A 16424-nucleotide genomic window follows, 5' to 3' on the forward strand; every position below is an offset into this window, starting at 1 on the left:
AGATTTGTTATATAAAGGCAAAATCTTACTATATGTTAGATTTCATTAATGATTAGTATTGGAAAATAATATATTTTTGTATGAAAAGAGGATAATAGGATTTGATTATTTGGTAAACAAGATGTCTGAAAAAAAGAAATTGAATAGAATAAAAGATGTTTTGAGACAACAAGGAAGAACTCAAACATGGCTCGCTGAGAAAATCGGCAAGAGTTACGTTGTTGTTACAAATTATTGTAATAATAACAGCCAACCCAGCATCGAGATACTAAAAAAAATCGCTGATGTAGTAGGTGTAGACGTAAGAGAATTATTAGAACCTTCAAAACCCAATCCTATATAATGGTAGACGTGCATTCAAAAGAGACGAGGAGCTATAATATGAGCCAAATAAAGGGTAAAAATACTAAGCCCGAGATATTAGTGAGAAAGTTTCTTTTTGCACAAGGCTATAGGTATAGGTTACACAATAAAAAGCTTCCAGGTACTCCTGATTTAGTTCTTCCAAAATACAAAACGGTTATTTTTATTCATGGATGTTTTTGGCATCGACATGAAGGATGTCGTTATTTTGTTATTCCAAAGACTAGGACAGAATGGTGGCTTAACAAGATCAATGGCAATGTGAGGAAGGATATTGAAAGCATTAATTTGCTAAAATCTATGGGCTGGCGTATACTTATTTTATGGGAATGTGATTTAAAACCAGATAAAAAAGAGCATAGACTGGAATTATTATTGAAAGAATTGAATGCTAATGAATAATCTCAAATATATTGATTTATTTGCTGGCGCCGGTGGACTATCTGAGGGTTTCATTAGGGCAGGCTTCGAGCCAGTTGCCCACGTTGAAATTGAAGAAGCGGCCTGTTTTACACTTAAAACAAGAACTGCTTATCATTATCTTAAGAATAAGGGCGAATACGATACATATGTATCCTATCTTAAAGGCGAGATAAGCAGAGCAGAACTTTATAAGGCTGTTCCCTCTGAGTTAATGGATGCAATTATTAATTTACCAATAGGTGCGGAGCATAATTCTGCTATCCACAAGGCAATCGAAAAGCAACTACTTGGTAGTAAAGTAGATTTGATTATCGGAGGTCCACCCTGTCAGGCATATTCCGTTGTGGGTCGCGCAAGGTCAGAGAATGGAATGAAAGGAGACAGACGAAATTACTTATATGTACATTATGCTAAATTTCTTGAGCGTTATGAGCCTAAGCTGTTTGTTTTTGAGAATGTACTAGGTCTTCAGTCAGCTGGAAATGGTATTTACCTTGAGAATATGAAGAAGTTGTTCTGGAAAAAAGGGTATAATATGAAGATATTCCAAGTAGATGCTAATAATTTTGGAGTACTGCAGAATAGAAGGCGAATTATAATTATAGGTTGGCGTCAGGAGATGAAGCTGAGAATCCCTGATCTAAATTCGATAAAAACTGATGCCGTCCATACTGTAAAATTGTTATTAAATGATCTGCCAGCTGTACAGGCAGGCATAAAGAATGGAAGGTATCAACAATACCGTGCAGATGCTGCTTTATACCATTTGGAAAGTGGCATTCGGAATGGTATAAACATTGTCACTCAACACGATGCCCGTCCACATACTGAGCAAGATAAAGAAATTTATCGCATAGCTGTAAGAAAATGGAATATAGAAGGGGCTAGGCTCAATTATAATGATCTGCCCGAACGGTTGAAAACGCACCAAAATCGTAGTTCTTTTTTTGATCGGTTTAAGGTAGTGGCGGCAGATCAGCTATTTTCACAAACAGTAGTTGCGCACATAGCAAAAGACGGCCACTACTATATTCATCCTGATATTAAACAAAACCGATCTCTTACTGTTCGTGAGGCGGCTCGACTACAGTCCTTTCCCGATGACTATTATTTTGAAGGAATTAAGGAAGGAGCAAATCGCACACCAGCATTTAAACAAATAGGAAATGCAGTACCACCCTTAATGGCAGAGAAAATTGCAAAAGAAATATTTAAAACTCTTAATACTAGAGCGTGATCCATCAAAAGAAAGGCTCATCAATTATTGATGTTTTCCTCGATGTCCAAGATGAACGTAGTATGCGCAATCTGATAAGTTACGCAAGACAAAATGAACTAACAGACTCCGAAGTTTTATCACTTGCAGTAGGACTTTCACAATCAGGTGAAGTCATAAATATATTGGAAGGAACAAGCCTTTATGACATCCCATCAACAGGGGGGCCAACATCATTAAGTACTCTCTTATGTCCGCTATTTTTAGCTTTAACTGGCCGCAAGGTATTGAAACTAGGCGTGCCTGGAAGGCCTGCCGGGGGGATTGATGTGTTGGCTCAGATTGAAGGCTATAATATTGCTCCCAATACCAATCTTATTAGTAGGTGGCTCCAAAATTATAATTATGTTCATTTTATAGTGGCTGAGAATATTGCTTCTCTTGACGGAAAGCTGTTTAGATTTCGCAGAGAAAATGATGCTATCGATATTCCATCTTTGGCAATAGCCTCTTTGCTTTCAAAAAAAATTGCGGTGGGGCTAAGCCATGTTGGCCTTGATGTGAGGGTCTCCGATTTTGGTAACTTTGGAAAGAATTGGAATGAAGCAATTCGAAATGCCACTAGGTTTAACCGAATTTCTGCCTTAGCGGGTATATATTCTCAGTGCTTCCTTACTGATGGAAATGCTCCGCAACAACCTTATATCGGACGAGGTGAGTCGATACTCGCCTTGCAAAAGCTATTTATGGGTCAAGCAGACCCTTGGTTAGAGGGCCACGTTGACACTTGTTTCAAAATGTCCGCGATGTTAACTGACGGTAGAATGAATAAGTACTCAATATCGGAGTTAGCAGATTATTTCTTCAAAAATGTTGTATTACAAGCCGGTTCAAAAAAGTCATTTGACCAAATAGCATCATTAACAATTGATGGACATAAGGATACTATTAAAGCTGCCCAAAATGGGGTTCTTAAAATTGATCTCAAGACAGTTCGAGATGCAATTGTCGCTGTTCAGAATAGATGTTCCGGTGCATTTCCTGACCCTTGCGGAATAATCTTGAGGAAGGCTGCAAACTCTTATGTTAGCAAGAACGATGACTTATGTACAATTCGTTGCGTAGAGAAATATAAGAAGGAATTTGCTGAAAGTCTAAAAGCTGCCTTTTATTTTGTGCCACAACCCATAAATTATAAAGATTTAGAAATAATAACTAATGGAAAAGTATAGTTGTTTTCAGTGTCCGACGATAAATGATTACACGGACAAAGAACTGGAAGATCTTTGTCCGTGTTGCAATCTGCCCTATGGGTTTCCTTTGGAATTTTCCCCGTTCAAAATAGGGACAATAGATATAATCAAGCCACTCGCGCGCGGATTTTATGGAGCAACCTTCATTGGAGAAATTCCAGCTTTTGGGGCGAAAATGAAGAAGGTTATTAAAATAATTCCTGTTGAATTATATCGCATACAAAATAAAAATTTCCAGGAAGAATGCTATAATCATTTTAAACTATCTCAAAATTCGACCCACATTGTTCAAATTGACCCTTCGATATACTTTGATAACATTGCCGTTGAGTTTGCCAACGGTGTGACTATTAACTGTCATGTTGTAGGAATGGATTTTCTTGAGGGAATAACACTGAAAAATTATCTTTCTGGAGATCAAATCATACCCGCAAGACAAATTGCACAAATTGCGATAGATCTTGTAGCATTATTACAAGAATTAAGAACTAATGAAACCTATCATAACGATCTACATCCCGGTAATATTATTATCGAGGAACTTCCCTCTACTAGGAAAAGATTTAACGAAATTGATGAAAATATAAAAGGTGTGGCAATTGACTTAGGATCGTTGCATCAAAAAACTAAAAGCAATGACCCCAATGACCGTGTAGGAGATCTCCACTGGATAGGCAGATGCTTAAGCTTGTTAAGTAGAAAAATCACAGATAATGCTGATAAATACGGTGAAAAAGACTGGAGATTAGCTTTTCTTCTTGAGGAGAAAGCTGATTTTTTGAAGCCTGATGTTATTCATCAGCGACAGATCACCTATAAGGATTTTATAAATCAGATTAGAGATACATATCATCAACATACAAATCCATGGCAACAGGAGTTAACATTAAAAAGCTTCGACGATGCTGTAAACGCTCAATCTTTGAGTCCATGGCATGTATCATCCTTATTTGTCGATAAGGATAACGCATGGACTAAAACCATTAGTATCAAAGGACCTCAAGTTATTACAGGTATGAGGGGATGTGGGAAGACAATGTTACTCAGAGCATTGGAATTCCATGCGCGACTAATGCCGCAAAACTCCGAGGAAAAAGCTGATCCTAGTAAAATCATTGGAAGAATTACAGGTCCATCAGAAAGATACGTCGGCCTATATATATCATGTGTTAAGCTTTTGGATTTCAACGCGCTCAAAGGATCGGAGTATAAAGAGATATTTGAGCCATATTCAAAACTTCTTTTGGGATTCGCAATTCAGGCAATACATTCAATAAGACATCTTAAAGATTTAAAACCTGAAATCGTGCGAAAGGACTATCACGCACCTATTGCCAACACATTGGCATCGCTTATTAACGGAGGAGATGAGTTAATTAATACGACAAGTGATTATGATCTTGAAAATAGGTTGAAAAAATATTTAAATTCACTAAGTGATGGCCAAGATACCTATAAAATAAACATTCATCCAAAGATCGCATTTCCACAGCTAGCGGAAACAATAAAAAAGGCATCAGAAGTTTTTGCTCAATCTCAGATTTATTTTCTCCTAGATGATGTTTCAACGAGATATCTTAATGATAGCAATATTATAAAGCTTATTTCTGAATTACTATTCCAAGATGAAATATGTGCCTTTAAGTTTACAACTGAAGCTCAGACACTTGAAATGGTTATCATGGCGCCAGGGAGCACATCTCAGGCAAAAATAGGACGAGATTACGCAATATTTGATCTTGGGGAGCAAGTAAATAGAATTATTCATGAAGACCATCATGAAGGACAAAGATTTATAGAGGATATCTTATTAAAAAGGGCTCGCTATTTTCCGCTCCACCCAAAAGACGTGAAACCATCTCAAATATTGGGGGACGAGACATTGATCTCAATAGCTGAAAATATTGTAAAAGAGAAAAAGGCATCTGAAAAGAAAGGTTTGTACCATGGAATATCTGCGCTAACAGCTGTTTGTGTCGGAGATTTAGGAGACGTAATTACACTATATGAATTTATTCTTAAGGAATCTTTAGGAAATAGTAATTATCCCATTGACGCAAAAATTCAGAACGCATGTTATTTGAAATTATGTAACTCCAGGTTATATGACCTTAATAGGCGAGATACACGTTATCTTGACTTCGTTGAATCATTCTCTGATGCTTCTCATCATCTTTTGATTCAATCTGCTATAAGAAAATCACAAGGTAAAGGGGACAGGCTGAGACAGTACACGTCGATATTTATTAATATAACTCATGGCGATAAAGAACAGCAATATAAGCAAGTACGAAAACTAATAGATGCAGGTATTTTTAATTTACAAGGCGGGCCAGAGGCTTCCAGAACTAATCGTCAAGGCTTAAAACCTCAACAACAATTCAAACTTGTTTTCAGGAAACTTTATGGTGTCAATAAGCACATCGGCTTGTCCAGTTCAGATCGCTTTGAGCTATCTGGAGAGCATTTAGAAGAATGGCTAAATAATCCCAAAACTGGAAGAAAAATTCTAATAAGCAATCTCAATCCAATATCGGATAACGAAATTTCCAAGTTGTTAGAGGAAACAGATATAGGCAAAACGTCTATGTCAATTAGCGCTCATGAAGTCAATAAGGGGCAACTTAAGCTATTTCCGGAGGAGCCTGTTGTTCAGGAGAATATAGACACCACTGATTTTAGTTTTATCTTGGAGAAACTTCCTGAAATTACTTTAATAGATCCCACTTCATATACCAATATCTCAATAGACATTGCAATCGTGGGGTTAGGATTTGAGGATGCAACTTTGTATTCAGCAAGGGAGATTAAAAAGCTTAATCCGAATAAAGTAATATTTATACAGTTCAACGAGATAGGGCAAGCAGCAGAGATATTGAAAGAATTTGAAGATTGGGAGCAAGATAGAAAAATAATAATAACTCCGGACATATTCCACACTATTGTTGACGAACTTGAGAAGAGTTGTGTTTTATGTGATGTAACCGGACTTCCAAAAGGGGTTATATTCGATGCTGTGCGAACCGCCTATATGAGGAACAAGCGATTCTTTATTTCATTGGCGTCTCCTGATAAAGAGTATCCCCTAGACGAAGATGTTAAAAGGTTTATTGAATTAAATAATAATAATGATCCTTCCGTCCTTTTTCAGCAGATGTCGTCAATGTTAAAAGGAGAAATAGGACCATATTCTCTAATTAATCTTCTTCCACATTATTATAATATTTCTGAACCACGAGTTCTCTTTGCTTTTGCATCAGCTAAGCATGAACGACTTTATACTTTGCTCGATGAGAGGGATTATGAACAAATAAGTGTACTAGTTACAAGCGGTAATACACCTCGTGACTTGCTGGCAAGGACATCTGCGGAGTTTTCATTACGCAAATTCCATTCTGCCACAGTTCATTATCTTGACCAGCAAGATCTGAAAGCAATACTTGAACAAATTTCAAAAGACTACTATAGATATTTTGTAGTTAATAATTTTCCATTCGAACTTGGATTGACAGGTAATAAAATTGAAACAGTAGCAGCGGCGATTTTTTCATCATTATTTAAAGTGTCGCAATGCTGGTACGTAAAGCCTGAAAGATGGGATATTGGAAGATTCTCACAAGGGGCTAAAGATTTTAGAATTATGCAGATTAAATCAACATTTGCAAATAGCTAATATTTCAGGTATGGATAATATAGAACAAAAAGTACTTAGTTATGAGATCAGACCTAATGAACAATTGACACTTCCTCTTAATCGGGATTATAATTCGGCGTATTCAATTGAAGGGGTATTACCGGGTAAATTAGAATGGGGAGATCTGGAAAACATAATATTGACACCTGATAAAAATTACACGGGATCGATAAATATCGGCATTCAGTATAGATATGAGGATAGGGATAGGTTAGTCAATTTGTATATTAATGTAGCAAACATATTTAAGCCCAGAGCAAGAATAATCAAGATTATTGGACAAGAACTGATTTCAAATGATGTTATCGCATTGGTTGAACTAATTAAGAATTCTTATGATGCTGATGCTGAACATATCGATATCCACTTAAATGAAATATTTAGCGATCAGGGAGAAATAATTATCAAAGACGATGGTACAGGCATGACCTATGAAAAGATCGTTAATGTATGGTTGGAACCAGCAACTCCGGATAAAAAGGCAAAAACTACACAAACATTTAGCGCTTGTTTTAAACGTCGATTTCTCGGAGAGAAGGGCATAGGTAGATTTGCTGTACATCGGCTAGGAGAGAACATTGAACTCATCACTCGCGCAAAAATTAATTGTTCTCAATTGCTTGATTATGAAACGAAAATAATTATTGATTGGTCGGACTTTTCGGAGGATAAATATTTGTCGGAAATTCCAGTTACTGTTACTAGAATCAATAATCCAGTCACATTCACAAACACTTCTGGCACAATTATTAGGATTACTAAAATACAACCATGGAAAAATATTAAATCAGTGAAGGATGCGGCTACCAAAATTAAAGGTTTGGAGAGTCCAATAAAGCCTAGGAGCATACAGCTTCATGAATTGAATGATAATACGGATCCTGGTCTAACTGTAGAGATAAAGTCAGCCAATACAGAAATTGAAAAGGCTCTTTGGGAAATAAAGTCGCTAAACGATTTGCTTGACACTGCGTTTTATAAATTCAACGGCATTATAGACGAAAAAGGAAATCTGATCTATGACTATATATTTAATCGTCCGGATTATCAAGATATTAAAAGAAGTCCCACGCTACTGGAAGAATTCCTGCCTGCAAATAACCCAGAATGGTTTGATGAACGTCCCCTAAATGAGATGAATAATCCCGGACAATTTGAAATAAGCTTTTATGCGTGGGATTTAGAAACTGCAACACTGCGTATTGCCGGATTAGCTGATTATTATCGTAATGTAATAAAGCCTAATGCAGGTATTAGAATCTATAGGGACAATTTTAGGGTATGGCCCTATGGTGAACCAGGTGACGATTGGTTGGGCCTTGACTTAAAACGTCTTAACACACCCAAAGAAAGGTCAGTATCAAGAAACCAAGTATTTGGAGTGGTGCATATATCTTCTATTATCAATCCCCAGCTAAAAGATCAATCAAACAGGGAAGGTTTGATTAATAATGAGCAGTATGAAAATTTTTATCAACTTGTAAATTCTGCGTTGACTGTATTTGCGAAGGAACGAAAATCCGACAAGGTGAAGATGGATAAAGTCAGTCGGACGAAGTCTATGACAGACCTAGTTACAGAGAGTATCGATAAATTAAGAATAAACCTTGAAAAGAGACAAGATCTAGCATATTATGAGAATGATATTAATCAAATTGAGAATGCTTATAAGGAACGAATTAACGATGTGTTAGAACGTTACATGATGGCCGCAGCTATTGGTATTTCATATAGCGTACCAATTCATGAGATGAAGTTAAGGCTTACTTCTATAAAAAATGTAATAGATGATCTGAATGAGAACCCTAACCTACAAGATAAATTTTTGAAACAATTGTCTAGCTACGTGCAGGAAACGGAAGATATAATTATGGCAGTGACCTCTATGATGTCTAGGCAAAAAAGGCAAAAAGTGAATCTATATAAAGTCGCTAGAAATGTTCATGTACTTAAAGAGTCAGATCTTAAAAAATATAATGTCAGTTTTGAGATAAAAGGGGATAAAGAAATTCAGGTGGAAGCAGTGCCAGGATTATTAAATACTGCAGTCCTAAATCTTGTTGACAATGCTATTTATTGGTTGCGTTCCGCTAAGCTAAGATCTAGAAATGAATTACGAGAATTTAATCCTACTGTCACAATAACTATTTTGAAAGGCGAGGATGGACGTGGTGTCATGCAGATTAAGGATAACGGTTACGGTTTTGAAGATCCATTTGAACTTTTAATCGAGCCTTATTACAGTAGAAAGACTGACGGCTTAGGCTTAGGCCTTTTCTTAGTAAATGAAATTATGACTAGACTTGGCGGGCGGCTAAATGGCTATAATAAAAACGGTGCTGTATTTGAACTGACCTTTCAAACTACCAATAGCATGTAGATTTAAAGGGATGAAATGGACAAGGTCAATCGAAACTAAATTACAGTAAAGTAGAATCAATCTTTTATGAGTATTTTTCCAGGAAATGTACTAGTCATAGACGACCAGTTTAATATTGGGTATCAAGCAAACGAACCAGAGGAACTTTCTGGGAGAACTCAATGGGAAAATTTCAGAAAACTGAAACATTTGTTTGATGAGAATGGTTTTTGTTATTCAGTTATTACCGAAACAACAGATATCGAATATATAAGGAGACAATTACAAAAATATCAAAACATTCGCTTGCTGATATTAGATTTGGACTTAGATGAATCGGGTGAAGTTGAAGAAACAGATGAGGAAATGGTTAAGCAAATCATATACGCTTCTTTGGACACATTTGGATATTATTTTTTGGCTATAAATTCATCATATGCAGAAAAATGGGACGAAATAAGAGAGGGGATGTTGGAAGAATTGAGGAAAGACGAATTGAAGAATAGAAGGAAAATCCATTTTTTGGAGCACTTTTGTATTGCATTAAATAAAACTAATACCGAGATTGAACAGGCGCTACTTGGTCTACTTTCGGACAAATTTTCTCACGAATTAATCACTCAATTTGAGTGTCATTTGAATGAAGCTCGTGATAAGGCATTAAGTCCATTTCTTGACTTTACGTCTAGTACTTGGGAACAACTGTATAAGATTTTACGTGAAGATATTGATTCAAAAGAGCATGTTAATTTTACCCTAAATAACTTTCTGTTCGGACTCCTTAAGCAGCAGATTGTAGGGTCAAATTATAGCGTTCCTGCCGATAACAATGTCCCGATCGACAATGAATTGCACCAGAACATCATAAGAGGTTTTAACTATTTGAGTAATACAACGGGGTATCTTGATAAACATCCTGTATGGACGGGAAATATATACTACAGTGAGATCACCGATAAACGTGAGAGATATTTGTTGATAATCACACCTGAATGTGATATAGCTCAAAGTAAAGGCATGGGATATACTGTTGTGACAGGATTCGAAGCAGACTTTCCGGATGGGTACAAACCGGAGGATTATAAGGATGTTGATACTATACCAGTAATGGTAGAAATGGCGGGAAAAAAAGCGGATGGAAATTGGAAATCGAAAAGTGATATTGAAAACTTTTACGGCAAAGGCATTGGGTACTATCAATTGCTTCATGCAAGTACTAATAGCAGACATATTATTTTTGATCTTCGCTCGGTGAAAAGGATTTCCGATATTTCGGCCGAGAAGTATAGTTTACTTCTTCGAGTAAATGAACCGGTAATAACGGACATTTCAGATAAGTTGTCATCAATAATTAACAGAAAGGGTGTTCCCCGATTAGTACCGAAAAATTATATGAAACTGTAGTAGTTAGTTGAGTTTGATGATGAGTTTTTTGAGTTCTATTATGAGGCGGAAACGAAATACTGTGCTGTTAGTTTCTATACGGTAGCTTATTTTTGGATCAAATGGAGTTTTGCCAGTGTATGTTCTCCAAGAATGGCTAGCAATAGTCAAAATAATAGTTTGTGTAATATTTTGTTGACCGCTGAGAATATAGGCAGGTTTTTTCAAGCATTTGACTACTAAGAGAAAATGCTCAGTTTGAGTGAATGTTCTTTCGAAAACTGCTATGCGTGGATATAAATATGCGGAACAGGCCAAATCTTATGAGCAATCAGTTGCTACTTTAGAAAGGTTCATCTGGTAAAAAGTCTTTAATTGAGCACTTCATGAATTTAGCAAAATCATTTAAATGATATAGGTTATATTTCTCCTTTCTTTCAGGATTTTCCACATGGTTAACTAGTTCGCCATAATATCCCGAGCCCAAGGACAACTGCTTGGGTCCAATATCTTTTTGTTCCCTAATTTTTTTGACTTTTTCTGTTATAATAATATCTAAATGTCTTTTACTCATTCTTTTATTTTTTTGTAAAAAAATTATTAAGAAAACGTTGGGATATATCCCAACGTTTTCTTATCTTCGATTCAGAATATATTGAACTGATCATATGGGTTCCAACATGCGTTTATCCGGTTTAAATACAGGATAGTTTTATTACATTTGCGATCTCAAAAAATATTGATTGCAGCTCACTCTATTTTATCCGGTACGGGAAATGTCGAAGTTTTGATGTATGCCAGGATGATAAGGAGAGTGCTCACGTTATAGGCGTGGGCCTTCTTGTCAGCATACAGCCCTTCGACAGGCTCCCGTGCGACAGGTTGGTTTCGCGCCTTTTTCTTTTGCAGAAGGTCTTACCTACCTATGCCTATTCCTCGGCGAAATTACTTATAATTTTTTTAGGGGTTAAACAATATGTGAACGGTTACTAGGATTTTCATCTTGGTCCAAGATCTTATTGCCCAAAGCTGTAAATCTTAGAAATGAAGAAACAAATTACCTATTCTGAAAAGAGTGGGACTAGCCAGTCTTTGCTTACTAAAAGTGAAACAGAATATCCGTTACAGGTATTCAGTAAGGTTTTCACAAAGTATAGCTTGGAATCTATTCTGCATAGTATCAAGGGCATTTTTACGGCATCATTCAATGTCGATCTTCAGCGAATAATTGAGGCTGGGCATATTCTGGCAAGTTCTTCACAGGAGTCTCGGACAGTTAAAGAATGTACGGAATGCACATACGCCAGGCTGTTATTAGTGATGATCGATGTGATTGATTCTCAATTAGCTATTGCGGAAGCCTCAATGAATAGGCTGATGGAAGAAAATGAATTTCATCTATTTGCGATCCGACCAGAAGTAGCTTGTCACATAAGCACATTTCGCCTGATTGTGACCCGGAGCAGACATTTATTACAGGATATTAATCATAAAGTAAAGTTTGATGGAGGTGACTTTACGTTAAATCTCAATATGGCCAAGTTCAATCTGGCAATCTTTGTTGACGAGATTACAGCTCCATTTAAATTATACGAAGATGCGACAGGCAGGGTGATTGAAATAAGGAACACAGTTGAATCTAGTCAAAACCTACTAACGGATAAGGTCATGCTGGACATAATAATGTCCAGTCTTATACACGTTGCATATGCCCACAGTAGAAAATCGACAAGAGTATTCATATTAGTCGAAGCGGCAAATGAACGGCTTTCATTTAGTGTCAAAAGTGAAGGAAAGCAAATGTCCAACGCCGAGGTTGAAAACCTATTTAAACCGCTTAATGGTTCGATAACACTGGCCAATAATTGGGGAGCGAACTTATATATGGCAAAGAAATGCACTGACGTATTAGGTGGAGTGATACGAGTACTTAGTGAGAAATATGAGACAGTCATTCAAGCAGGCTTACCATGCCTTTTGAGATAGTTAAGGCTATAATGGACGCTCTAGGCAATAGACAGACTAAATGTGCTGCGTGAATAGAGCTTAGCACTGGCCAAAGACAAACCATTGTTTAATAATTCCTAGGTATTATTCCGTAGTACAGCCAAGGAATAAAAATCCCACTATGACTCCTGTACGAGCTAGAAAGAAACTGTCAATTTGTTTGGTTGATGATAACCGATTAGCAAGGTGCGACTTGGCTAATGTCCTAGACAATATGAACGCCTACATACCAATCGTTTGTTCCAATATCTACGAGTTGATAGATGAGTATTTATGTTACACACTAAAAGGGCCGCCCAATTTTATTATCTCGGAATGGTACAAAGACTTTTCTGATCCTGATTTCGTGGTCATTTTTAGTCATAGTCCACTAGCTACAATTCCGATAATTATACTGACGGATACAAGTAGGGTAAAATCTGTTAAACCGCCGCCTGAGATGGTAATCATTGGTACACTCGGGAAACCTGTTAATAGAAAGAATCTCAAAGAAATGTTAACCGATTATATAAAGCATAAAAAGTAGAAGAATATGACTGAAATAAAGCACTATTCTAACAATTTTTTAAATGACCTGATGACTTGCCTAGAGAATGCACCTGATGAATTCACTAGCGCCATCTGTAAAGGGCTTAGATGGAGTAAAACAAAGTTCAAATCGAATTTAAACACTGAGATATTAGGCAAGGCTGATACAATTTCATCGAGGGAGGTCGAGCATGTTTTAAGAGTATATCAGCATTCCATCGTCTTTCAGTTACTGTTGAAACGATCACTCCACTGGAAGAAAAGACTGAACACTGCACAAAAGCCTATTCAGAACATGCTGAAGTTTTCAGACACATGTGCCAATACCATGATAAAGGATTTGTTCACCACGCTGGAGAATGCACCGGCCTTATTCCGGGAATGTGTTTGTTCCAATTTGAAGTGGCAACCTTCTAAATTTGACTCATATCGTCTTGCGCCTATAGCTAAGGATTATGATACATATACTGTTTTTAACAAAAAACGAATTAGCATAATCATTCCAATCTATGAATCCCTTGTTATGTGTCAGATACATGATAGAGCGTTCAAATGGGATAAACACAATCTGACTCAGTAACGCTTCCCGGCAGGTATTACAATCAGATCTATGTTATGAAAGAATACTGATGCGAATGTTCGTGAATAATCCATAGCTGAAATAAACATAGGGTTTTATCTTGAAGGGAACACCGGTAATGGATTCTTCCTCCACCGGCCTTTATTACCAACCCAAAAAATAACTATATCCATATGAGAAATTTACCTGAATGGCACGAGAAGCCATTGGAATTGACAGTTGAAGAGATGTCTGACCCGATGTCGGTTGTTTCAGATTTCCTTCATTCCTATCCGTTACCGGAATTTAGGGAGTATCTGAGATCACTTCTATTAATGGCATGTAGCGATCAAGATTGTAACGCGTCATTTAATATTATTCTGTGTGAAGACGTTATTCGATTAGTAGAGGCATGTAGTATAATATTAAAGCGGCGTTATGGGGAGCCCACAGTGTAGAGATAGCCTATTAGTGGGGCTAGGGTTTCACCGCTTTCCGACTCTTTTTAACTTGTTCCGATCTTGTTCAACTAAAAGTCAAATGGATTTCAACTTGCGGTCAAATGGGAGTCAACTATTAGTCGACAAAGTGTATCTCGTCTTGAAACAGATTTGCACCAGTTTGAGTGACCCTGAATTTGGTTTACGATTGAATGACGGAAAATAATCTGAGCAAATTCGAGCAAGTTTTTTACCATACATGACATTTCGAAGAAAAGCGCGAAAGTAGATTTTTGGGCGGCTGTATATTGGTCTTTTATTGAATCATATGAAACATGAAGTCCAACGTCAGTTACCCGCAAAGCCCTCAATTGAGGAAGCAAGAAGAATCCTCCAGGCAGATCAATACGCTTATACAGACGAGGAAGTTACAATAATAATAGACTTTATACATTGTCTGGCTGCTATTGATCTGAATATCTATGAACAATCGAATCCACAAATCCATCACCTTAAAGACTACAATAATGATCACTCAAAGAAAAGCATTTCTATATCCAAGGGTAAGTACAGACGAACAGGTTGACGGCTATAGTTTAGCCCATCAGGAAGACGTATTAATACGTTACTGTGAGAAGGAGAACATACAGGTAGTTGGCATTTATAGAGAAGATCATTCCGCAAAGACATTTGACCGACCAGAGTTCCAAAAGATGCTACATGTCATCAGTAAGAACAAGGGTATTGTTGATCTAATACTATTCTCTAAATGGGATCGTTTCTCCCGAAATGTTGCTGCTGCCTATGAAATGATTGGCAAGCTGAAAAGGCTTTCCGTAGAACCTCAGTCCATCGAACAGCCTTTGGACATGGATATACCAGAGAGCAAGATCATGCTGGCAATCTATCTTACTACACCAGAGGTGGAAAATGACCGGCGGGCGTTAAACACGCTTCATGGTATGCGGAGAGCTAAGAAAGAGGGGAGATACCTAGGTATTGCCCCTATAGGTTACAAGAACGGGCGTGATGCTCAGAATAAGCCATTTCTAATCCCCAATGAAAAAGCTGAGATAGTCCGTTGGGCATTCGAAGAGCTATCCAGAAGCATCTGGGATATTGATACACTCAGACGTATGGCAAACAGAAAGGGACTAAAAATAGGCCGTAGCCAGTTTTGGAGCCTTGTCCGTAACCCGGTCTATTGCGGGAAGGTTTTCATAGCTGCTTATAAGAACGAATCAGCCCATTGCGTAAAAGGTATCCATGAGCCTATCATCTCCGAAAGTCTGTTCGACGATGTTCAGGATGTCTTAAAAGGGAAGAAGCGGAATGTCAGGGTCAACACTTTCACAGAAATTGACCAGCAACTTCCTCTAAGAGGTTTCCTGATCTGCCCTCGCTGTGGAAGATTATTAAGTGGGAGCGGATCAAAAGGCAATGGCGGTGTCTATTACTACTATCATTGCCAATCCGTAAAGCTTTGTAAAGAGCGTTTCCGGGCAGATACAGCGAATGAGGCCTTTGTATGGCAATTAGGTCAGATAGCAGTCAATGCACCTATCATAGACTATTACTGCCAGATCATTAGTCAGTCATTAAAGAAGGATAACCAAGGCAAGGAGCAGGAGCTAAAAGAAACACAGGCCGAAATAGACAAGCTATATATAAGAATACAAAACGCCCGTTCTTTACGCCTGGACGATGAATTTACCGCAGAAGAGTTTAAAGAGATTAAGTCAGACCTGACCAGGAAGATAGAAGAACTGGAAAAGAAGAAAACGAAGCTATTATCCACCAACGACAACTACCAGGAATACCTTTCCCAAGGTGGCGAAATCATGAAAAACATTGCTACTCGCTATATTTCCGCTTCCCCAATAGTCAAAAAACAAATCATTGGTTCGATCTTCGCAGAAAAGCTGATTTTTTCAGAAAACAAATTTCGAACCACAGAACCAAACGTCATCCTCGAGCTGATAAGCAGGCCCAGAGCGGGCTCAGACGACTATAAAAAGCAAAAGGTCGGAGAATACTCCGACCTTTCCGCTTTAGTGCCCAGAACTGGATTCGAACCAGCACACCCTTGCGAGCGCTGCGACCTGAACACAGTGCGTCTACCAATTTCGCCATCTGGGCATCTTTGATTCCGTGTCAGGGAGTGCAAATGTAGTAACTTTTTTAAAACCAACAAATCTT

10 protein-coding genes, 1 tRNA gene and 1 pseudogene are annotated in these 16424 nt (G+C 37.5%); 10 read left to right on the plus strand and 2 right to left on the minus strand.

The annotated features are described in order from the left end of the window. Nucleotides 1-58 precede the first annotated feature (58 nt). The 7 genes from CPIN_RS12770 (at nucleotide 59) to CPIN_RS12800 (ending at nucleotide 10712) form a co-directional block, all read left to right on the plus strand. The gene (locus tag CPIN_RS12770; protein ID WP_245552109.1) at nucleotides 59-343 is read left to right on the plus strand and encodes a helix-turn-helix transcriptional regulator; all 285 of its coding nucleotides are present in this window, start codon (nucleotides 59-61) and stop codon (nucleotides 341-343) included. Continuing rightward, nucleotides 343-765, plus strand: a complete 423-nt coding sequence (locus CPIN_RS12775; RefSeq protein WP_012790220.1) for a very short patch repair endonuclease — start codon at nucleotides 343-345, stop codon at nucleotides 763-765. The genes CPIN_RS12770 and CPIN_RS12775 overlap by 1 nt, the downstream gene beginning before the upstream one ends. Then, nucleotides 758-2023 (plus strand): DNA cytosine methyltransferase, encoded by a 1266-nt coding sequence (locus CPIN_RS12780; protein WP_148230561.1) that lies wholly within the window; start codon nucleotides 758-760, stop codon nucleotides 2021-2023. The genes CPIN_RS12775 and CPIN_RS12780 overlap by 8 nt, the downstream gene beginning before the upstream one ends. Next, nucleotides 2020-3234 (plus strand): hypothetical protein, encoded by a 1215-nt coding sequence (locus CPIN_RS12785; RefSeq protein ID WP_044218532.1) that lies wholly within the window; start codon nucleotides 2020-2022, stop codon nucleotides 3232-3234. The genes CPIN_RS12780 and CPIN_RS12785 overlap by 4 nt, the downstream gene beginning before the upstream one ends. Continuing rightward, the gene (locus tag CPIN_RS12790; RefSeq protein ID WP_012790223.1) at nucleotides 3221-6928 is read left to right on the plus strand and encodes an ORC-CDC6 family AAA ATPase; all 3708 of its coding nucleotides are present in this window, start codon (nucleotides 3221-3223) and stop codon (nucleotides 6926-6928) included. The genes CPIN_RS12785 and CPIN_RS12790 overlap by 14 nt, the downstream gene beginning before the upstream one ends. 10 nt (nucleotides 6929-6938) lie before the next feature. Next, the gene (locus CPIN_RS12795; RefSeq protein ID WP_012790224.1) at nucleotides 6939-9329 is read left to right on the plus strand and encodes an ATP-binding protein; all 2391 of its coding nucleotides are present in this window, start codon (nucleotides 6939-6941) and stop codon (nucleotides 9327-9329) included. Nucleotides 9330-9395: 66 nt separating this feature from the next. Beyond that, nucleotides 9396-10712, plus strand: a complete 1317-nt coding sequence (locus tag CPIN_RS12800) for a hypothetical protein (protein ID WP_012790225.1) — start codon at nucleotides 9396-9398, stop codon at nucleotides 10710-10712. Between the two features lie 322 nt (nucleotides 10713-11034). Here CPIN_RS12800 and CPIN_RS12805 read toward each other — a convergent pair whose 3' ends face one another. Next, nucleotides 11035-11265 (minus strand): hypothetical protein, encoded by a 231-nt coding sequence (locus CPIN_RS12805; RefSeq protein WP_012790226.1) that lies wholly within the window; start codon nucleotides 11263-11265, stop codon nucleotides 11035-11037. Between the two features lie 470 nt (nucleotides 11266-11735). Here CPIN_RS12805 and CPIN_RS12810 point away from each other — a divergent pair, with 470 nt between their 5' ends. The 3 genes and pseudogenes from CPIN_RS12810 to CPIN_RS39325 form a co-directional block, all read left to right on the plus strand. Next, on the plus strand, nucleotides 11736-12677 hold the full coding sequence (locus tag CPIN_RS12810; RefSeq protein ID WP_012790227.1) for a histidine kinase: 942 nt from the start codon (nucleotides 11736-11738) through the stop codon (nucleotides 12675-12677). Nucleotides 12678-14553: 1876 nt separating this feature from the next. Beyond that, nucleotides 14554-14811 (plus strand): hypothetical protein, encoded by a 258-nt coding sequence (locus tag CPIN_RS12825; RefSeq protein WP_012790230.1) that lies wholly within the window; start codon nucleotides 14554-14556, stop codon nucleotides 14809-14811. Next, nucleotides 14753-15742 (plus strand): annotated as a pseudogene (locus tag CPIN_RS39325) (recombinase family protein); the annotation flags it as partial. The gene CPIN_RS12825 and the pseudogene CPIN_RS39325, both read left to right, overlap by 59 nt. Before the next feature lie 538 nt (nucleotides 15743-16280). Here CPIN_RS39325 and CPIN_RS12830 read toward each other — a convergent pair. Next, nucleotides 16281-16364 (minus strand) — tRNA-Leu (locus tag CPIN_RS12830). Nucleotides 16365-16424 lie beyond the last annotated feature (60 nt).

This window comes from Chitinophaga pinensis DSM 2588 (assembly GCF_000024005.1).
In the GTDB taxonomy this organism is placed as follows: domain Bacteria; phylum Bacteroidota; class Bacteroidia; order Chitinophagales; family Chitinophagaceae; genus Chitinophaga; species Chitinophaga pinensis.